Genomic DNA, 20,990 nt, shown 5'->3' on the forward strand with positions numbered 1-20,990 from the left:
ATGCGCAGATCCGCTCGATCGCTACTTACCCTTATCCTGCTGTTGATCGCAGGCTTGGTCGCCGGTCCCGCCGCGGCGCAATCGTTGAATGTGCAGATCGTCGGCGGCGTGAAAACCGCCACGCCGATCGCGGTAGTACCGTTCGCGCAGCAGGGTGGCTCGCCATTGCCAACCGATGTTGCCGACGTGATCCGCAACGACCTCAACCGCTGCGGCAAATTCCGCTCGCTGGCCGTCAGCGAGATCGTCGAACAGCCCAGCCAGGGTTCGGACATCAAGTTCGCCACCTGGCGCCTACTCAAGCAGGACTACATCGTGATCGGCCGTATCAAGGATGCCGGCAACGGCATGGTTTCCATTGAATACGAACTGTGGGATGTGAACCGCCAGCAGCGTCTGCTGGGTGCGGCCATGCCGCCTGCCTCGGTCAGCGATCTGCGCAGCGTGGCGCACCAGATCGCCGATGCGATCTTCCAGCAGATCACTGGCATCCCGGGTGCGTTCTGGACTCGCATCGCCTACATCACCTCGGTCGGCACTGGCGCCAACCAGACTTATTCGCTGATCGTGGCCGATTCGGACGGCTACAACCCGCAGGTGGTGGCGCGTTCGCATGAAGCACTGCTGTCTCCGAAGTGGTCGCCGGATGGCAGCCGCATTGCCTATGTGTCGTTCGAGAGTGGCAACTCCGCCATCTACATCCAGAACATTTCGACGGGTGCGCGGCAGCTTATTTCTGGTCGTGGCAAGGGCATCAACAGTGCGCCGGCCTGGTCGCCGGACGGTAGCAAGCTGGCCTTGTCGTTGTCTTACACCGGTAATCCGGAGATCTACGTGATGAATCTGGGTTCCCGCCAGGAAACTCGTCTCACGCGCAGCCTTGCGATCAATACCGAGCCGGTCTGGTCGCCGGATGGCCAGAGTATCTACTTCACCTCCGACCGTTCGGGCCGTCCGCAGATCTATCAGGTGTCGGCCGGCGGCGGCACGCCAACGCGCGTCACCTTCCAGGGTCAACAGAATCTGGATGCGGCGATCAGCTACGACGGCAAGCAGATGGCCATGGTGCAGGCCAGCGGGAACGTGTATCGTATCGCCATCGTGGACCAGAGTCTCGGTGGGCAGATGCGCTACATCTCGCCCGGTCCGATCGACGAATCGCCAAGCTTTGCACCTAACGCCAGCATGCTGATCTATGCGGCCACCGATGGAGCACGGGACGTGCTGTATGCCGTTTCGGATGACGGTATGGTGAGGCAGCGGCTGATGTTGGCCGATGGTGATGTTCGTCAGCCAGCTTGGGGACCCTACCGTAAAAATTGAATCCAACCCAACCGCCACCCTTGGGGTAGCGGTTGGGTGTCCTGAGAAGGGCCCCGGGGCGCAGTGATGTGTTTCGGCCAAAGGTGGTCGTGGCGCTTTGCCTCGCCCCAAAGCGGTCTTAAGCAGTACAATGCGTAGCCGCAAATTGAAGGTGTAAGAAAAATAAATAAAACAGCCGGTTCACGGCGATGGCTGTCCCGTAATCGTCATTGACTGTCGGAAATCAAACCCGTTTGAAGGAACGTCACCATGAATAAGACCGTTCGTATCGCTCTGGTCGCCCTGCTTTGCGTTGGCGCGGCGGCCTGTTCCAAGAAGCAGGAAGTCAAACCGCAGCAGGAAGCCCCACAGGTTGCTCAGGAGCAGGCTGCTCCGCAGGGCGCCGGTAAGTACACCCCGGCTGATCTCAACACCGATGCTTGCCTGCGTCAGCGCGTTGTCTATTTCGATTTCGACAAGGACGAAGTGAAACCGGAGTTCCAGCAGATCATGCAATGCCATGCCAAGTACCTGCAGGATCGCCCGACCTCGCAGATGCGTCTGGAAGGCAATACCGACGAGCGCGGTACGCGAGAATACAATCTTGGCCTTGGCGAGCGCCGTGGTAACGCCGTGTCCAGCGCCCTGCAGGCCAACGGTGGTTCGGCCAGCCAGGTCAGTGTGATCAGCTACGGTAAAGAAAAGCCGGTGTGCCGCGAGCATAACGAGGATTGCTGGAGCAAGAATCGTCGTGTCGAGATCATTTACACGGCTGAGTAATGGCATTTCGGCTGGCTAATTGTTTTGCGGCCAGTCTCGGCATGGCGGGCGCCTTGGCGTCCGCCATGCTGTTTATAGCCCCTGCACAGGCTCAGGATTCGTCTCCAATGAGTCTGGCCGACCGCGTTGCCCGGCTCGAACAGCAACAGCAACAGCAAAATCAAGATAAGAGTCGAGGCAATACGCTCAATCAGCTCCAGCAAATGCAGTCGCAGATGCGGGATATGCAGGGCCAGATCGAAGAGCTGCAGCATCAGCTTCAACAGTTGCAGGACCAGGACAAGGCTCAATACACCGACCTGGACAGCCGCATCGGACGTCTGGAGAAAGGTGGTGTCAACCCGGCTGTCGCATCCAGCAGCAATGGTCCGGCGCCAGCCACACCAACCTCGACCACTACCGCACCACCAACGCCTGCTGCATCGTCCGTACCATTGATGCCTGCGAAATCGGCGGCACAAAAGTCGGCGGCGCTCAGTGCTTATAACACTGCTTTCAAATCCTTGAAGGCAGGTGATTACGTCTCTTCATCGCGCGGATTTCGGGAGTTCATCCAGAAATACCCGAGCGATGCGTTGACGCCGAATGCCTTTTACTGGCTCGGCGAATCGTATTACGCCACGACCAACTATCAGGTCGCGGTGGAAGCTTTCAAGCACCTGCTGAGCCAGTATCCGCAAAGCGACAAGGCGCCGGACGCCACGCTCAAGCTCGGTTACAGCCAGCTTGAAATGAAGCAGACCGATGCAGGCGCCGCTACGCTGAAATCGGTCGTGGCCAAGTATCCTAATTCCAATGCGGCGAAGCTGGCCCAGGAACGGCTGCGCAGGCTTTCGCAGCCATCGCGCTGAGACTGTGGGGGCGTGAGTGTGACCAGTCAGGCAAACGTGGACACCACCACGTCGGCTTCGTCGACCGCCGATCGTTTGCGCATCACCGAGATCTTTCATTCGATCCAGGGTGAAGCGGATGCGATCGGCTGGCGCACGGTGTTCGTGCGTCTGACCGGCTGCCCGCTGCGTTGTGTTTGGTGCGATACCGAGTATTCCTTCTACGGCGGCCATTGGCGCGATATCGACGACATCCTTGCTGAAGTGGCATCGCATGGCGCACAGCATGTCTGTGTGACCGGTGGCGAGCCGCTGGCGCAGAAGCGCTGCCTGGTCTTGTTGGAGAAGCTGTGCGATGCCGGTTACGAGGTGTCGCTGGAGACATCCGGCGCCATCGATGTTTCCACGGTCGATCCACGCGTGCGTAAGGTAATGGACTTGAAGGCGCCGGATTCCGGCGAGAGCAAGCGCAACCTGTGGTCCAATCTGAAGCATCTGCTTGCGCATGATCAGGTCAAGATCGTGGTCGCCAGCCGCGCCGATTACGAATGGGCGCGTGATGCGGTGGCGGAACATGCGATCGATCGACGCTGCATGGTGCTGTTTTCGCCTGTGCATGGTGCGGTCGAGCCGCGTGCGCTGGCGGAGTGGATCATCGAGGATAAATTGCCGGTGCGTTTTCAATTGCAGTTGCACAAGCTGCTATGGAACGATGCGTCGGGGCATTGAGTAATCACATGGACTTGCTCTCGCTCATCCATCGACGGTGGACAGTTTTACTCTTCTCCGCTGGCCCGTGAGGCCTTACCGGAGCGGGGCGAGTCCATGTGATTACGCTTAGTTATCGAGCCGAAGGGAGGCTTCCCATGAAAGACCTGGATCAGATCAAGGCACAACAGGAAGGCCAAGGTTTCCAGTTTCCCGGCGAGTTCGAAATCACTGCGATGGGCAATGCCAGCGCGGATTTGAAAGCCCGCGTGTCGCAGATTCTCGAAGGCATCGGCCTGCACGTGCTGCACGAAACCGTGAGGCACAAGCATTCACGCGAAGGTAACTTTCTCTCGGTCACTGTCAGTTTTCGCTGCGACACGCGCGAGCAGTACGACCTGGCGCATAGCGCGTTGCGTGCCGACTCGGACATTCGTTTCACGTTGTGATGGGGAGACACGCTTTTCCCCTCTCGCCCTTTGGGGAGAGGGCAGGGTGAGGGGGCAATCGCGCGGAAAAGTAGCGGTCGGAGCGATGTCTTCCTTCACTTGCAAGTCCCTGCTCCCGGCCACAAATTGGCCTCATCCCGTGTAGGCCTGATCCATGTCCCAACCGCTGAAAATCCGCCGCCTAGGTCGCCAGCCCTACGAGCCGGTCTGGCAGGCGATGAGTGTCTTCACCGACAACCGCACTGCCGCGACTGTCGATGAGCTGTGGGTACTCGAGCACGATCCCATCTTCACCCTTGGTCAGGCCGGCAAGATGGAGCACGTTCTGGCTCCCGGCGAGATTCCGGTGGTGCCGGTAGATCGTGGTGGCCAGGTAACCTACCACGGTCCTGGCCAGATCGTGGCCTACCCGCTGATCGATCTGCGTCGCGCCGGCTTGGGAGTGCGCGAGTTAGTCAGCAAGATTGAGCAAGCCATTATTGATACGCTGGCGCACTGGAATATCGAGGCCGTACGCCGCGAGGGTGCTCCCGGCGTTTACGTGGCCGACGCCAAGGTCGCTGCCTTGGGCCTCAGGGTTCGGCGAGGCTGCAGCTTCCATGGGCTGGCCTTCAATGTGAACATGAACCTGGAACCGTTCCATCGCATCAATCCTTGTGGCTACAAGGGTCTGGCGGTCACGCAAGTGCTAGACTTAGGCGGTCCGTCGCGGCTGTCGGACGTCGAGGATATGCTGATCGGTGAGCTTTGCCGACAGTTTGGCTTCGATATCGAACCGGCTGCTCCCCTTGTTCCCGAACTCCCCGCTCGCGTGGCGGTCCGACCTACTTCATGAGCGATACGTCAGCTTCATCCACGAAGACCATTCCGATCAGCGTCGTAAGCCATACGCCCGTTGTCGAGAAACAGTTGGGCAGTGACAAGATCGCGCTCAACCGTGCGGGCTTTGATACCAACACGCCAACGCTGCGCAAGCCTAGCTGGATTCGCGTGCGCCTGCCGCAAGGTAATGCCGTGCAGCAGTTGAAGGCACGCCTGCGTGAGAACGCGTTGGTAACGGTGTGCGAAGAAGCCTCATGCCCGAACATCCACGAATGCTTCAGCAAGGGCACCGCCACTTTCATGATCCTTGGCGAAGTGTGCACCCGGCGCTGCTCGTTCTGCGATGTGGCGCATGGCCGTCCGGCTGCGCCCGATCCGCTGGAACCGGCACGCCTGGCCGACACCATTCGCGACATGCGTCTGAAGTACGTGGTGATCACCTCGGTGGATCGCGACGATCTGCGTGATGGTGGTGCCGAACATTTTGCCGCCTGTATTCGCGCCGTGCGGCATGCCAGTCCGACCATCCGCATTGAAATCCTCACCCCGGATTTTCGCGGCAAGGGACGCATGGAACGCGCGCTGGAAGTGCTCAAGGATTTCCCGCCGGACGTGTTCAACCACAATCTTGAAACCGTGCCGCATCTGTATCGCGAAGTGCGTCCGGGCGCCGATTACCAATGGTCACTGGATCTGCTCAAGCGCTTCAAAGCGCAGCATCCGGAGGTGCCTACCAAGTCCGGCATCATGCTGGGCCTGGGCGAAACCTTTGAGCAAGTGATCGAGACCATGCGCGACCTGCGCGCGCACGATGTCGAGATGGTCACTATCGGCCAGTACTTGCAACCCACACCACATCATCATCCGGTGGTGCGCTACTGGACGCCTGACGAATTCGAAGCGCTGCGCGTAGCGGGCGAAAAGATGGGGTTCCATCACGTCGCCTCCGGTCCACTCGTGCGTTCTTCCTACCATGCCGACCTGCAGGCCCATGCAGCAGGCGTTACCGAGCAAGCTTGAAGAGAACCCCATGACCTTTCGTTTTCGTCCCCTGCTCGCCCTGCTGATCGCATTCAGCATCACCGCCGCCGGCACGGTGTTGGCACAGTCCGCCGCTGACATGGGTGCGTCCAAGCCGCGCAAAGTGTCCGAGCTGCCCTTGAAGCCCGCGGACAGCCAAGGCGATGCCGCGCTGATCTCGGCCCATCTTCTCACTCGCTTCCACTACGACGCGCAGCCGCTCGACGATGCGATGTCGCAGAAGATCTACACCTTGTATTTCAAGTTGCTGGATGGCGAGAAGGTGTTCTTCACGCAGGAGGACATGGCGAAGTTCGCGCAGTACAAAGATAAGTTCGACAACGAAATCTGGAACAAGGACCTGTCCGGTCCGTTCGACATCTTCAATCAGTACATCCTGCGTGCCATCGATCGCATGACCTATGCGCGCAACCTGTTGAAGCAGGGCTTCGACTTCAACACCAACGACACCTACAACATCGACCGCAAGAACGCCGACTGGCCGAAAGACAAGGCCGAGCTGGACGACCTGTGGCGCAAGCGCACCATGAACGACTGGCTGCGCCTGAAGCTGGCCGGCAAGACCGACGACGAAATCCGCAAGACGCTGGACAAGCGCTATAGCAACTACATCGATCGTGTGAAGCAACTGGACGGCGAAGATGCCTTCCAGACCTTCATGACCGCCTACGCCAATTCCACCGATCCGCACACGGATTACATGGGCCCGCGTCAGGCCGAGAACTTCGACATCACCATGAAGCTCTCGCTGGAAGGCATAGGCGCCGTGTTGCAGGCACGCGACGACTACACCCAGATCCGCGAGCTGGTGCCCGCAGGTCCAGCCGCCAAGTCCGGCAAGATCCATGTCGGCGATTTGGTGCTGGGTGTGGGACAAGGCTCGACTGGCGCCATCACCGACGTCGTTGGCTGGCGCTTGGATGACGTGGTCAACCTGATTCGTGGCAAGAAAGACACCACCGTGCGCCTGGAAATCGTGCCGGCCGATCAAGGCCAGGATGGCAAGCACGAGATCATCACGTTGGTGCGCCAGAAGGTGGCGATCGAAGAGCAGGCTGCCAAGAAAAAGGTCATCGACATCACCGACGGCGGTGTCAGCCGCAAGATCGGCGTGATCGAGTTGCCGATGTTCTATTCCGACTTCGGCGCACGCAGCGAAGGCGACAAGAACTTCAAGAGCGCCACCCGCGACGTAGCCAAGTTGCTGGGCGAACTGAAAGCCGGTGGCGTGCAGGGGGTGGTCATCGACCTGCGCAACAACGGAGGCGGCTCGCTGTATGAAGCCAATGAGCTCACCGGCCTGTTCATCGACCGGGGGCCGGATGTGCAGGTGCGCGACGCGCGTGGCCAGGTGCAGGCGCAGGGCAAGGACGATCCTTCGCCGATGACCTGGAATGGTCCCATGGCGGTGCTGGTCAACCGTGGCACGGCGTCGGCCTCGGAGATCTTCTCCGCGGCGATCCAGGACTACGGTCGCGGCCTCGTGATCGGTACGCCGACTTTCGGCAAGGGCACGGTGCAGACGCTGATCGATCTCAACCGCTTCGCCGCCGATCCGTCCAGCAAACCGAACTACGGCGCACTGAAGATGACCGTGCAGGAATTCTTCCGCATCAACGGCGGCTCTACCCAGTTGAAGGGTGTCACGCCGGACATTCTGTATCCGACCAACGGCGACGAGAAAGAGTTCGGCGAGTCGACCTACGACAACGCGTTGCCGTGGACGCAGATTCCGCCGGCTGACTACAAGCCGGTGGCGGATATGAAAGCCTACCTGCCGCAGCTCGAACAGATGCATGAAGCCCGTGATGCGAAGTCGCTGGCATGGCAGCTCATGCTGGATGAAATCGCACAATACAAGAAGCTCGCCGACCGCACCGCTATCTCGCTGAACTACGGCCAGCGGCAGACGGAGCGCAAGCAGCTCGACGCGATCCAGGCTGAATTCCGCGCTCGTCACAAGGCGATTGATGGCAGCGATTCGGCGGAAGCCGATGAAGAAAGTCAGCTTGATGATGGCCTCAATCCGAACGAGCGCAGCCTGAAGACCGAGCTGAAGGAACAGGAAGACGCCAAGAAGGCGCCCGACCCGCAATTACAGGAAACCGCACACATCCTGTTCGATGCGATCGGCCTGATTCAGGTAAACCCGAAGCTGGCTGCGGAAGTGCTGCCCTACGGTGGCAAGGAAAGCGCCAATACCGTGGCTGCCGTCACCGGCTCAGCGTCCTCGGCACTGCCAACCGCGCCCGGCATGCCGAATACGGCAGTGGCTCCGACCCAGGAGGCGATCAAGGACAGCATCCCGGCCGCGGCAGGTTCGGCTGGCGCGCACTAATCCGATATCAGCCATTGACCGACGGCAAACGTCGCTTTCATCGCGTTCAAAACTCCAGTGAGCGCAGCCAGAAGCGCAACAGATGGGGCTTGGCTTCTTGCTGACCAAGCTCACGCCATGACAGTTCGCAAAACAAATCGTATCGGCCAGCAATGACTGGGGCAGAAATTGGCAAAACTATATCCTGATTCCGTGAGCTCCCGACTCGTAACCCGCATGCACGCTTGCTTTGGGAGTGATCTCCATCTCACCCGCCGGGTGAGTTAAAGATCACTTGCAAACCCAGAGGCCATGCGCATTGCGCGTTAGGAAGTCACGGAATCAGGTATATTTTAGGGCTTATAAAATAGCTGCGTAGTCACCACAAAATATTTACCTCCTAATAAATTTAACTTCGGCCGGAAATGATATTGATGCGCATCGCTATCTATAAGGCCTATATAGAAGAAGCAATCAAGATCACGTTTTTTTGCCTGAGTATTGTGGTGCTGTTTAAAATTTGTGGGGCCCCCAATAACACACTGATAATCGTATTTAATATGGCAGTCATGTCATTCGCCGCCACTTTTTCATCTGATAAAAAACGACTTTCTCACAGTATGCTCGGAAGTGCGGTCGTCGTCCTTTCGATAATTACGGGAGGGTTGGCGGGTTATTATTTTCCGCGACTTACTGATCTCCTAACTCTTCTATATGCCTGTTTGGCTTTTTTCTTGCCGAATACGCGAGAGAAAGTGGTCGTATATGTGACTGGAGCTGTGATGTTTCTAATTTTCACGTCACTGCCACTTGACTGGCAAGATGGCGTGAAATATGGCCTTGACGGCCTTGCTATTATTTTAATTTTTACAGGATTCCACTGGTTTTTTAACCGTCGCGCTAGCATCGATCGCGAATATCGCTCGGCGCAGCTTGTTGAGGATCGGTACGCCACTACGCTGCTTGCTTTTTTCTCATTGAGCGGTGCTTTTGTCGTCGTCCACATTTTAAGATCCTATACAACGCTGTCGCACCTTTATTGGACTGGATTGACGGTATTATTGATTATTCAGGGGGGCGGGAGAGATAAAATTAGAACTTCGTTAATGCGAATGGGCGTGAATATCGTTGGCGCGCTTGCGACAGTGCTATTGTTTGGTTATGTTGCCCCGCCAATTTTTATCGTTAATTTAATTATATTAGTGTTATTTTTATTTTTTATATTTGCACTGGGTTTTTCTTATGTGGGAAGAACGTTATTTATCGAGATGTTTGTGCTAGGGTTTTCTCACTTGATTGGCAATTATGCTAATACGCTTGCGGGAGATCGAGTCATATTGACATTGATCGGTGGAGCAATCGTCATTGGGTCGATCGGCATGGTTTACGTCATATTTTGGCTCTTCTCCCGTTGTAGTTGATCGGCACGTGTTTAGACAATAGCGAGTCCCACTCCGGCCGTGAGCGACGTCGAAATGGATCGTCGACCGGGGGCCGGATGTGCAGGTGCGCGACGCGCGTGGCCAGGTGCAGGCGCAGGGCAAGGACGATCCTTCGCCGATGACCTGGAATGGTCCCATGGCGGTGCTGGTCAACCGTGGCACGGCGTCGGCCTCGGAGATCTTCTCCGCGGCGATCCAGGACTACGGTCGCGGCCTCGTGATCGGTACGCCGACTTTCGGCAAGGGCACGGTGCAGACGCTGATCGATCTCAACCGCTTCGCCGCCGATCCGTCCAGCAAACCGAACTACGGCGCACTGAAGATGACCGTGCAGGAATTCTTCCGCATCAACGGCGGCTCTACCCAGTTGAAGGGTGTCACGCCGGACATTCTGTATCCGACCAACGGCGACGAGAAAGAGTTCGGCGAGTCGACCTACGACAACGCGTTGCCGTGGACGCAGATTCCGCCGGCTGACTACAAGCCGGTGGCGGATATGAAAGCCTACCTGCCGCAGCTCGAACAGATGCATGAAGCCCGTGATGCGAAGTCGCTGGCATGGCAGCTCATGCTGGATGAAATCGCACAATACAAGAAGCTCGCCGACCGCACCGCTATCTCGCTGAACTACGGCCAGCGGCAGACGGAGCGCAAGCAGCTCGACGCGATCCAGGCTGAATTCCGCGCTCGTCACAAGGCGATTGATGGCAGCGATTCGGCGGAAGCCGATGAAGAAAGTCAGCTTGATGATGGCCTCAATCCGAACGAGCGCAGCCTGAAGACCGAGCTGAAGGAACAGGAAGACGCCAAGAAGGCGCCCGACCCGCAATTACAGGAAACCGCACACATCCTGTTCGATGCGATCGGCCTGATTCAGGTAAACCCGAAGCTGGCTGCGGAAGTGCTGCCCTACGGTGGCAAGGAAAGCGCCAATACCGTGGCTGCCGTCACCGGCTCAGCGTCCTCGGCACTGCCAACCGCGCCCGGCATGCCGAATACGGCAGTGGCTCCGACCCAGGAGGCGATCAAGGACAGTATCCCGGCCGCGGCAGGTTCGGCTGGCGCGCACTAAGTCTTCACAGGATGTCATTCAAAAAAAGCAGCGCTTTGGCGCTGTTTTTAATGAGCCCGATATCGCTTCTGTAGCCATTCAAACATCGCGCGCAACCCCATTGCCTCACCACCACGCGGACGCCCCGGGCGATCAGCATCGTTCCACGCATACGTATCCAGATGCACCCATGGCAGGCCTTCCGGGATAAAACGCTCCATATACAGCGCCGCCGTAATCGCACCCGCATGACGCGACGGGCTGGCATTGGCGAAGTCGGCGATGTAGGACTCCAGCATCTTGCGATACGGACGCCACAATGGCAGTCGCCACATCGGATCGGCAGCCGTGCGGCCGCAGGCCAGCGCTGCATCAGCGATGCCGTCGTCGTTGGCAAACAGCGCGGGTAGGTCGGGGCCAAGCGCAACGCGCGCCGCGCCGGTGAGCGTGGCAAAGTCGACGATCAGGTCCGGCTTTTGCTCGGCGCCATAAGCCAGTGCGTCGCACAACACCAAACGACCTTCGGCATCGGTGTTGTCGATTTCCACGCTGTGCCCTGCGCGTGTTACCACTACCTCGCCAGGACGCAGTGCATTACCCGCAACGGCGTTTTCCACGGCAGGAATCAGCAAGGTCAGGCGCACTGGAAGCTTCGCTTCCATCACCAGCCCGGCCAGCGCGATCGCATGTGCCGCGCCACCCATGTCCTTCTTCATCCAGCGCATGCCGTCGCTAGGCTTCAGGTCGAGACCGCCGGTGTCGAAGCACACGCCCTTGCCAACCAGTACCAATTTGGGATCGGTGGATTTGCCCCAGCTCAACTCGATCAGGCGCGGTGCGCGATGGCTCGCACGACCCACGGCATGGATAGTGGGGAAGTTGTCTTCCAGCAACTCATCACCCACCCACTCGCGCACTTTGGCTTTGTGCGGCTTGCCCAACTGCTTCACCGCATCGGCAAGCTGCTTGGGTCCCATGTCTTCGGTCGGAGTATTGACCAGATCGCGCACCAGGCACGTGGCATCAATCAGCGGAGCAAGCGCGGCAAGTGTCTTGGCATCCACCGCCAGGGTGGAAGGTGTGCGCTTGGCCTTGCGGTAGCGCGTGAACTGATAGGCACCCAGCGCCCAACCGAGCGCGGCAAGCTGCGGGTTGAGCGGCACGCTTTCGGTCGCGAGAGCGTATTCGCCCTGCGGCAGGCTCAACGGCAGCGCAGCTAGCGCCGACAACGGCTCCTGCCGGTCCACGCCAACCATAACGCGCACCAGCTTGCCAGTTGCATTCGCGAGCACGCACATGCTGCCTGGCGCTGCGTCAAAGCGATGTTCATCCAGCCAGCTACGCTGTGCGGCGCTCAGGCGCTTGCGGGCAACGGCGAGGTGCGCGGCATCGGTGGCTTCGATCAGAGTAGGGGTGTGACGGCTGGAGCGAAGTTCGATCAGGACGGGCATGCAGTTCCTTGCGCATGGCAGGGCATGCGCGCGTCAGTGGTTGTTGACCGTGGATGATGCGCGTTTTTTGAGGGAGGATCAAAATCGCTGCGAGCTATCCTTTGTGATGGCGCGCCCCCCATGCTTCACCTGTCTCTTGATCCAGAGGTAACCCAGCAAGTCGACAGCATCCGCAAAGGTGGCTTCTGGAAAGGGCTGTTGTTGGATTACGCTGTGCTAACGCAACGGCGCGTGGTGTTTGTCGAGCCACTCTATCAAGGTGGCCAGATCGGGCAGATCCAGATCCGGCGCTGCACCTAGCAGGTCCGGCCACGGGTGCCGCGTACGATTGATCCACGCTGTACGCATCCCCGCATCGCGTGCACCTACTACATCCAGCTCCGGATCGTCCCCCACGTGCAGGATGTTCTCCGGAGCCACTCCCAGCCGTTCGGCCGCCGCCAGAAAAATCTTCGCTTCTGGTTTGGCGGAGCCGATATCGCGTGCGGCAATGTGATGCGCGAAATGCCTATGCAACCCGATGCGCTGCAGGTCGGCATTGCCGTTGGTCAGGCTGGCGACGGGGCGCAGCATACACAGGCGTTCCAGTGCGGGCAGGGCGTCGGGATACAACTCCACGCGGTTGCGTGCGTTGGCGTAGATCTCCCACAGTGTATCGAGCGGTGCCTCGGCAATGCCGCAGGCATCGAAGGCTTTTTGCAGCGTGATGTAACGCTGTGCAGTGAAATCGTGGGCTAGGTCGAATCGTTCGGTGGCCACGCGTGCGCGCAGCTCGCGCATGGCGGGTATGGGCCACGTGCGCGCTACCTGCGGATAGTGCTGACGCAAATAGTTGTCCAAGTCGCGGTCGGCTTGTTCAAGGGCCGGCATCACTGGCCAGAGCGTATCGTCGAGATCGATGGTGATGGCGAGGATGTGCATGGGAAGGAGTGAATGGTCAGGAGTGAGTGGCGAGGGGTGCGCCATGGCTTTTACTTGCTTCTCACTCTTCCTTAACTCACTTCTCGAGATTAGCGCGCGTCAATATGTAGCACTTGGCCAGCGCGCACGGTGTTGTCCTTCAGGTGGTTCCAGCTACGGATCTGAGCCACATCGACCCCGTGCTTGCGAGCGATCGAGTACAGCGTTTCACCCGCGGCAACCTTGTAGGTGCGTGCCGGCGCCTTGGGGGTGTTGGCGATCTTCTTGGCGTCTATTTTCTTGTCCGCCGCAGTGGTCTTGGAAGCTCTTGTGGAAACCTTGGCGAGGACTTTGCCGTAGCTTACGTAGGCATCCGCGGTGACCTTGGCGAAGCTAGTGCCGTGCGTGGTGGCGTCGGCCACGGTGAACGCATCGCCGCGCACACTCTTCAGGCTTCTCGGTTCTGGTGCGGCGACCACGCTGCCGGAAACATTCTTCAGACCTGGCGTAGCAGCCACAACGGTGCGCGAAGCAGCGGCGACGCTAGCTGGCGTTACAGCGGGACGAACGGGTGTAGCAGAAGCAACCTGGGTCGGTTCGGCGCTGGCATGCGCACCCACGGCTGCCAGGATGCGACTGCGACGCGAAGCATCCATGGCAATCAGCGCATTGCCTTCGGCGTACGGCACCAAGCTGTGCTGGCGAAGCACGGCGGTACCCTTCGCGCTCTGCGTGAAGTCCACGAATTCCTTCGCGTTAGCTGCTTTAGGGCTGCTCGGGTTGGTTACCAGATAGATCTCGGTGAACAACGGATAGCTGCCGCTGGAAACGCTGGAGATACTCGGCGCCACGCCATCGATGCGTAGCATCTTGATCTTCGGATCGCCGGCCACACTCGACAGCATGGTCACGCCGAATGCGCGGGGGTCCAGCGCCACCGAGGCTTCCAACTGCGTGGTGTTCACATACAGGCGCGGCGCCGCCACCGGTTGGCTGCCACGGCCGAACAGCAATTTGCGCAGGCTGTATTCCACCCCGTCACCCGGGCTCGCTACGGCGAACACGTCCATGGGCGCATCGTTGCCGCCAACGTCCTTCCAGTTGGTGATCTTGCCGAAGTAGATGTCGTGCACTTGCTGCAGGGTCAGACTGTTCACTGGGTTGGACGGGTTGGTAATCAGCACCAGGCCATCCCACGCCACTGGCGTAAAGGTGAGGCCGCTATCGACCGCGCTGCCGGAGTTGGGGCGCGCACTGCCGGCTAGATCGGCTGCGCCACTGGCCACTGCATCGAGACCGGAAGCCGTGTTGAACGGTTGCATTTCGATGTGGCCATGACCGGACGTTTGCCAGGCTTTCGCCATGCCTTTGACCACGCTGTTGGCAGTGACGACGTCGCCGCGCCATGTCAATGACTGAGTGGTTGCAGCAAACACCACAGTAGAAAGACTAGCGCTGATCAGCGCGGCGGTAAGCAGGCGAGTAAGGCGAACTGGCATAGAAAGGCACGACCTACATGAGGAATTGATGCGAGTGTGCCGTCTACCGCAAAGGTCTGCAGCGACGGGGTTACTGTATTTCAGCGGCCTGGAGGTAAAACATCAAGCAAAAACATCAAATGCGTTCATATATTTGCGTCAAACATTTGAATGCGACGAAACGTGCCGCTGGGGAATTCCGATACGTTTCGTCCTGATGTTTACTGGATCACCACGTAATTGAGTCCCTGATCCGTCGCCACCAGCAACACAAGCTGGCGTGGGCGGGCGGAGGCAAGTCCCTGCAAATCCTGCAGGATGGTGATGCGTCGATTGCCGACACCCACAATCACGTCACCCGCGGAGAGCCCTGCCTGCGCGGCGCGGCTGCTCGGATCCACGGCTGTCACCGTAATGCCGGACAAGCCCTGGCTGGCTTGCTGCGCACTCAGGTCACTGAACGTAACGCCAGCCAGGCGCGGATCGAGCTTGCCGCCATTGAGGGTCGCCAGCTTTTCCGGCGCGAGCTGAGCGGTGATCTGACGCGTGCTGCCGTTGCGCAGTACGCTCAGGTTCACCGTGCTGTTGGCCGGCAGCAGGCCCTCGGCATTGCTGAGTTGATCGGAGTTCTCCAACGACGAGCCATTGATCGCGGTGACGACATCGCCCACCTGCAAGCCCGCGCGATCGGCGGCCGAACCGGGCAGCACGCGTGTGACCACAGCGCCGTTGTTGTCTTTCAGCCCGAGCAGCTTGGCAATATGGGGTGTGATGTCCTGCGTCTGCATGCCGAGACTGCCGCGGCTCACCTTGCCGTGCGCAATAAGCTGCTGCATCACGCTGCTGGCGATATCGGTCGGGATGGCGAAGCCAATGCCGACGTTGCCGCCTGACGGCGACAGGATCATCGTATTAATGCCGATCAGTTCGCCGCGCAGATTCACCAGCGCACCGCCCGAGTTGCCTGGATTGATCGAGGCATCGGTCTGGATGAAGTTCTGGAAGCTGGAACCACCCAGCCCCGAGCGTTTCAGGGCAGAGACGATACCCGAGGTCACCGTCTGGCCCAGCCCGAACGGATCACCCACCGCCACCACAAAATCACCCACGCGCAATGCTGACGAATCCGCAATCGGCAACGCCTGCAAACCCGTCGCGCTGATCTTCACCACCGCCACGTCGGTGGCGGGGTCAGTGCCTACCAGCGTGCCCTTGAAATTGCGGCCATCCTGCAGCGTCACCGTGATGTCATCGGCGCCGCCCACCACGTGATTGTTGGTGAGGATGTAACCCTTGGCTGCATCCACGATCACGCCCGAGCCAAGGCTTTGCTCGGTCTGTTCTCGAGGCATGCCATTGAGCCCGAAAAACTGCCGGATCACCGGATCGTCGAAAAACGGATTGCTCACTCGCACCCGCGTCTTGGTGGAAATATTCACCACCGCGGGCGTTACCTTTTGCAACATCGGTGCGAGCGAGGGCAGCGGTTGGCCATCGACGATAGGGGGCAATGCCGCCTGCACGCAGATCGGCGTTGCGGCGATCAAGGTGATAGCGAAAGCAGTGGCGGCACTGCAAAGGAGGCGGCGTTGCATGAAATCTCCTGATCACGATTAACCATTCGGACTGTTCGACTCGGCGATCCGTAAGCGGTTCCCGATAAATGAGATCGGATGACCACTTTACATCGATCGAGCGCGGGGGTAACGTTCGCCTACGTTCGCAACCACAACATCTTGTGTACAGACGTCAGCGAATGACCTAATGCTGGTGCTTGGTGGGTAAAGTCAGCAAGGGTGGCTGCCGATACCTGCGAAACCAACGCCAGGTGCGATTTGGTCGGTACCGGTCAACTGATAGAGCCGCATCTGTCTAGTAAGAAACCAATGGGGCCACAAGGTCACAACGGGAGGTCAGGAAGCCGATGAGCACCTTGCGTGCAACAACTACGGGTCTCGACGCCACGGCCATTCCGCTGCAGCCCGCGTCGCAGGACATCTGGGACAAGAAATACCGCCTGCGCACCAAGACAGCCGAGCCGGTGGATGCGTCCATCGACGACACCTGGCAGCGTGTTGCACGTGCCCTGTCCGATGTGGAGGCCACGCCGGAACTGCGCGAGCACTGGTTCGAGCGTTTCCTGTGGGCGCTGCGTCGCGGGGCCATTCCCGCCGGCCGCATTACCTCCAACGCCGGTGCGCTGGAACACAAGCCGGCGACATCCACCATCAACTGCACCGTGTCCGGCACCATCCATGATTCGATGGATGACATACTGCAGAAGGTGCATGAGGCGGGGCTTACGTTGAAGGCCGGTTGCGGAATCGGGTACTGCTTCAGCACGTTGCGCCCGCGTGGTGCGTATGTGTCGGGGGCAGGCGCCTACACCAGCGGCCCGCTGTCCTTCATGGATATCTACGACAAGATGTGTTTCACCGTCTCGTCCGCCGGCGGACGCCGCGGCGCGCAGATGGGCACCTTCGATGTCAGTCATCCGGATGTGAAGGAGTTCATTCGCGCCAAGCGCGAGAACGGCCGCCTGCGTCAATTCAATCTGTCGCTGCTGATCACCGACGCCTTCATGCAGGCCGTCGAACACGATCAGGATTGGCCGCTGGTCTTCCCCATTCACGTCAAGGAAAAGGACGAAATCCATCTCAACGACCCGTCCAAAGTCATCTGGCGCGAGTGGGAGACGCACGAAAACTACATCGCGCGGGAAGACGGTCTGGTCGCCTGCAAGATCTACGGCCACATTCGCGCGCGTCACCTGTGGGACATGATCATGGTTTCGACGTACGACTACGCCGAACCTGGGTTCATCCTCATTGATAAGGTGAACGAGATGAACAACAACTGGTGGTGCGAGGATATTCGCGCTACCAATCCTTGCGGCGAGCAGCCCTTGCCACCCTACGGCTCCTGCCTGCTCGGCTCCGTCAACCTCACCACCTTCGTACGCGATCCCTTCGACCCCAAGGCTCGCTTCGACTGGGACGAATACCGCGAGGTAGTGAAGATCTTCACCCGCATGCTCGACAACGTAGTGGAGATCAACGGTCTGCCGTTGGAGCAGCAGCGCAACGAGATCCTCTCCAAGCGCCGCCACGGCATGGGCTTCCTTGGTCTGGGCAGCGCGCTCACCATGCTGAAGATGCGCTACGGCACCGCCGAGGCAGTGGCCTTCACCGAAGAAGTGTCGCGTGAAATGGCCGTGGCTGGTTGGGAAGTTGCGCTCGATCTGGCCAAGGAAAAAGGCCCTGCGCCCGTGCTCGCCAAAAACTACACCGTCACCGGCGACATGCTGCGCAAGCGTCCGGAAATGGCCGAAGACGGCTACAAGGCTGGCGATCTGATCCCCGGCCGCGTGCTGCACGCCAAATACAGCCGTTACATGCAACGTGTGGCCAGCGTGGCGCCGAATCTAGTCAAGGAGCTGGCTGAAGTGGGTGCGCGCTTCACCCACCACACCTCCATCGCGCCCACCGGCACCATCTCGCTCTCGCTAGCCAACAACGCCAGCAACGGGATCGAACCCAGCTTTGCCCACCACTACTCGCGCAACGTGATCCGCGAGGGCCGTAAAACCAAGGAGAAGGTGCAGGTGTACAGCTTCGAGCTGCTCGCCTACCGTGCCCTGATCAACGCTGAAGCCATGCCGTTCAGCGACGACCCCAAGACCAAACTGCCCGACTACTTCGTCGCGGCCGACGACATTACGCCCAAGGAGCACGTCGACATTCAGGCTGCATCGCAGTTATGGGTGGATTCGTCCATCTCCAAAACCGCCAACGTACCCACCGATTACCCATACGAAGACTTCAAAGATATCTACTTGTACGCCTATAAACAGGGTCTCAAGGGCTGCACCACCTTTCGTTTCAACCCCGCCGCATTTCAGGGCGTGTTGGTTAAAGAAGCGGATCTGCAGAACACCCGCTACCGCTTCGAATTAGAAGACGGTAGCGTTGTGGAACTGAAAGGCAACGAGGAAGTGGAGTACGACGGAGAGCTACATACCGCTGCCAATCTGTTCGATGCCTTGAAGGAGGGTTATTACGGAAAATTTTAGTTGTGGCATGTAACGCAAATTCGCGCTACGTTTTTGCTCACACCGTAATAGACTTAACGCAAGTTCCATAACAAACGTCCGGAGGGGAATGCCCGCATGTCTATTGAAACCGAGTTCGAAGTTCATCAGGAAGATCTGCGTGCACCGGTTGAACTGGTGCACGAAGAAGCTGCGGCACCGAAGAAGGCACGCCGCAAGCGCGCCGCCAAGAAGGCTGCTGCCCCGGCCAAGAAAGCTACCAAGAAGGCAGTGAAGAAAGCAGTGAAGAAGGCCGCCAAGAAGGGCGCTGCCAGGAAGGCCGTGAAGAAAGCTGCCAAGAAGGGCGCTGCCAGGAAGGCCGTGAAGAAAGCTGCCAAGAAGGGCGCTAAGAAGGGCGCCGCCAAGAAATCAGTGAAAAAGGCCGCCAAGAAAGCCAGCAAGGCCGTAAAGAAGACGGCCCGCAAAGCTGCAAAGAAGGTCAGCAGCAAAAAGACGGCCCGCCGTAAGGCCGCTACCAAGAAGACGGCCAAGAGGGCCACAAGCAAGAAAACCGCCAAGAAAGCGGGGAAGAGGTCCACTGCCAGCAAGAAGGTAGGCCGTAAAGCGACCAAGCGCGTCGCCAAGAAGGCTGCCCGCAAGAAGTAAGTAAATGAGAATCCGGCCCGGTTCACACCGGGCCGGATTTCTTTTTGAAGCCCCTCTACCGAACACGCGAGGGGCGCCGCTCAATCAGCGCTGCCAGCGAAGGCACTCCACTCCACCACGTGTAATGCCACATCAGGAGCTTCGCCCATGACGATCAAGATCGACAAAAAGATCAAGAGCTACCAAGTCGTCAAACCCGAAGACAAACCCGCGCCCTCCGCCCAAACCGCCCCCGAGCAAGCCAAGGAAGTCCCCACGGCAGAAGTCATCCAGATGCACGAGAGCCTGGAGCGCCCCGAGGCCCTGGTCGGCTCCACCTTCAAGATCAAATCCCCGCTGTTCGAGCACGCCCTGTATGTCACCATCAACGACATCGTGCTCAACGCTGGCACCCCCTACGAGCAGCGTCGTCCCTTCGAGATATTCATCAACTCGAAGAACATGGATCACTTCCAGTGGATCGTCGCGCTCACCCGCATCCTCTCCGCTGTGTTCCGCAAAGGTGGCGACGTCACCTTCATCGTCGAAGAACTCAAGGCCGTCTTCGACCCCCGTGGCGGCTACTTCAAGTCCGGCGGCGTCTACATGCCCAGCATCGTCGCCGAGATCGGTGCGGTAATCGAGCAGCATATGAAGAACATCGGGCTCATCCATGATCCGGAGATGAGCGATGTCCAGCGTGCACTGATGGCTGAGAAGCGTGCCGCCTATGAACAGGCTGCCCAAAAAAGAATGGAGCTGAGCGCCAGCAGTCCTACGGATGCCGACATCAATGACTCGGCCGGCTTTCCGCCGGGTGCGATGTTGTGTGTCAAGTGCAGCACCAAGGCGTTGGTGCTGATGGATGGATGTCAGACTTGTTTGAATTGTGGATATTCGAAGTGCGGTTGAAATAACCAGTCATGAAACCACGGCAGATGAAGGTCAGCGTCACGGCGGTGAATGCCATCTTCAAAATAGGAACTCCGTCCTCAAGGTCGCGAGGTGCTCGGGACGACTTGAAATTCAACATATCTGTTTCTTGCCCGCACTTTCGGGATTTCGTTGTTCGCGACGGGCTCCGCACTTCCATGCCCTTCAGGGGACAACAACCGATTTTTCGCAACACCATTGGCAACCATCCAATGGAAGACCAACTTTGCACGTCGAAGCGACAAAGCGTCACACACCCTTCCACTGTATTCTTCGCTATCTGTGTGGCCCACAATCTTTATCTGGTACGGAGCCTTCAGAGCGTTGATGGCGTCCGCGTCATTTTTCAGAACCTGCAATGATTCGCTGGGTGATACCAGCGACGTATCGAGAGTACTGGTCTTCGACGGCATGCCTTCATTGAAAAAACGGCATCAATCGAAAAATCTGTTGCGAAAGCAACTTGAGAAGACGCGCAAGCCATCAAACCTAATAACAGGCTTGGCAAAATGGCGTTCCTTGTACTCCAGAATTTCATCTCCTATCTCTTCTCATTCAGTGCCCAGAAATCCATGTCTGCCCCTCCCTGGCAGTAGTCCGTTGGAGCCCGGATGGTCGCAAAAATTGACGTGATGGTTTTGTGAAATATCCCCCCAATTTCTCCGCTTTGAGGGGCCGTAGGGAGGTTCTAAGCCAGAGATACCCCTCTTCGAAGTAAGATTGGACTCGGTGATAGCGTTGACTTCCGGGATGGAAATCAAGCTGGGTGTTGGGTCAAAAAAAATGAGCAACATTTTCTATATCTTGGGGA

The 20,990-nt window shown here is 58.6% G+C and carries 17 protein-coding genes; 13 read left to right on the forward strand and 4 right to left on the reverse strand.

Annotation, left to right across the window (positions count from 1 at the left end):
• The 10 genes from tolB (at position 1) to EO087_RS14465 (ending at position 10,763) form a co-directional block, all read left to right on the forward strand.
• Positions 1-1,323, forward strand: a complete 1,323-nt coding sequence (tolB, locus tag EO087_RS14415) for a Tol-Pal system beta propeller repeat protein TolB (protein ID WP_128899477.1) — start codon at positions 1-3, stop codon at positions 1,321-1,323.
• A gap of 249 nt (positions 1,324-1,572) precedes the next feature.
• Entirely contained in the window at positions 1,573-2,082 is a 510-nt protein-coding gene (gene pal, locus EO087_RS14420; protein WP_128899478.1) for a peptidoglycan-associated lipoprotein Pal, read from the forward strand.
• Positions 2,083-2,189: 107 nt separating this feature from the next.
• Positions 2,190-2,933 carry a tol-pal system protein YbgF gene (gene ybgF, locus EO087_RS14425; protein ID WP_343133011.1) on the forward strand — a complete coding sequence of 248 codons (744 nt, stop codon included), beginning with the start codon at positions 2,190-2,192 and terminating at the stop codon, positions 2,931-2,933.
• Between the two features lie 36 nt (positions 2,934-2,969).
• Positions 2,970-3,641 carry a 7-carboxy-7-deazaguanine synthase QueE gene (gene queE, locus EO087_RS14430; RefSeq protein ID WP_128899972.1) on the forward strand — a complete coding sequence of 224 codons (672 nt, stop codon included), beginning with the start codon at positions 2,970-2,972 and terminating at the stop codon, positions 3,639-3,641.
• 137 nt (positions 3,642-3,778) lie between these two features.
• Positions 3,779-4,069 carry a DUF493 family protein gene (locus tag EO087_RS14435; protein WP_128899479.1) on the forward strand — a complete coding sequence of 97 codons (291 nt, stop codon included), beginning with the start codon at positions 3,779-3,781 and terminating at the stop codon, positions 4,067-4,069.
• 154 nt (positions 4,070-4,223) lie between these two features.
• The gene (gene lipB / locus EO087_RS14440; RefSeq protein WP_128899480.1) at positions 4,224-4,904 is read left to right on the forward strand and encodes a lipoyl(octanoyl) transferase LipB; all 681 of its coding nucleotides are present in this window, start codon (positions 4,224-4,226) and stop codon (positions 4,902-4,904) included.
• The gene (gene lipA / locus EO087_RS14445; protein ID WP_128899481.1) at positions 4,901-5,911 is read left to right on the forward strand and encodes a lipoyl synthase; all 1,011 of its coding nucleotides are present in this window, start codon (positions 4,901-4,903) and stop codon (positions 5,909-5,911) included. The genes lipB and lipA overlap by 4 nt, the downstream gene beginning before the upstream one ends.
• A gap of 10 nt (positions 5,912-5,921) precedes the next feature.
• Positions 5,922-8,270 carry a carboxy terminal-processing peptidase gene (locus EO087_RS14450; RefSeq protein ID WP_128899482.1) on the forward strand — a complete coding sequence of 783 codons (2,349 nt, stop codon included), beginning with the start codon at positions 5,922-5,924 and terminating at the stop codon, positions 8,268-8,270.
• Between the two features lie 413 nt (positions 8,271-8,683).
• Positions 8,684-9,670 (forward strand): FUSC family protein, encoded by a 987-nt coding sequence (locus tag EO087_RS14460; RefSeq protein ID WP_164931861.1) that lies wholly within the window; start codon positions 8,684-8,686, stop codon positions 9,668-9,670.
• A gap of 85 nt (positions 9,671-9,755) precedes the next feature.
• Positions 9,756-10,763, forward strand: coding sequence for a carboxy terminal-processing peptidase (locus EO087_RS14465; RefSeq protein ID WP_343133015.1), 1,008 nt, complete (start codon positions 9,756-9,758; stop codon positions 10,761-10,763).
• A gap of 47 nt (positions 10,764-10,810) precedes the next feature.
• Here the strand turns inward: EO087_RS14465 and EO087_RS14470 are convergent, their stop codons facing one another.
• The 4 genes from EO087_RS14470 to EO087_RS14485 form a co-directional block, all read right to left on the reverse strand.
• Positions 10,811-12,193, reverse strand: a complete 1,383-nt coding sequence (locus tag EO087_RS14470) for a leucyl aminopeptidase family protein (protein ID WP_128899484.1) — start codon at positions 12,191-12,193, stop codon at positions 10,811-10,813.
• A gap of 216 nt (positions 12,194-12,409) precedes the next feature.
• Positions 12,410-13,114 (reverse strand): HAD family hydrolase, encoded by a 705-nt coding sequence (locus tag EO087_RS14475; protein ID WP_128899485.1) that lies wholly within the window; start codon positions 13,112-13,114, stop codon positions 12,410-12,412.
• Between the two features lie 89 nt (positions 13,115-13,203).
• Positions 13,204-14,592 carry a substrate-binding domain-containing protein gene (locus EO087_RS14480; protein ID WP_128899486.1) on the reverse strand — a complete coding sequence of 463 codons (1,389 nt, stop codon included), beginning with the start codon at positions 14,590-14,592 and terminating at the stop codon, positions 13,204-13,206.
• Between the two features lie 200 nt (positions 14,593-14,792).
• Positions 14,793-16,166, reverse strand: a complete 1,374-nt coding sequence (locus EO087_RS14485; RefSeq protein ID WP_128899487.1) for a Do family serine endopeptidase — start codon at positions 16,164-16,166, stop codon at positions 14,793-14,795.
• A gap of 329 nt (positions 16,167-16,495) precedes the next feature.
• Here EO087_RS14485 and EO087_RS14490 point away from each other — a divergent pair, with 329 nt between their 5' ends.
• The 3 genes from EO087_RS14490 (at position 16,496) to EO087_RS14500 (ending at position 20,158) form a co-directional block, all read left to right on the forward strand.
• Complete coding sequence (locus EO087_RS14490; RefSeq protein WP_128899488.1) at positions 16,496-18,643, forward strand: adenosylcobalamin-dependent ribonucleoside-diphosphate reductase; 2,148 nt, start codon at positions 16,496-16,498, stop codon at positions 18,641-18,643.
• 96 nt (positions 18,644-18,739) lie between these two features.
• Positions 18,740-19,267 (forward strand): hypothetical protein, encoded by a 528-nt coding sequence (locus EO087_RS16960; RefSeq protein WP_205744383.1) that lies wholly within the window; start codon positions 18,740-18,742, stop codon positions 19,265-19,267.
• A gap of 147 nt (positions 19,268-19,414) precedes the next feature.
• Positions 19,415-20,158 (forward strand): NrdJb, encoded by a 744-nt coding sequence (locus tag EO087_RS14500; RefSeq protein ID WP_128899489.1) that lies wholly within the window; start codon positions 19,415-19,417, stop codon positions 20,156-20,158.
• Positions 20,159-20,990: the final 832 nt, after the last annotated feature.

Origin of the sequence: Dyella sp. M7H15-1 (genome assembly GCF_004114615.1) — a bacterium.
Classification (GTDB): domain Bacteria; phylum Pseudomonadota; class Gammaproteobacteria; order Xanthomonadales; family Rhodanobacteraceae; genus Dyella_B.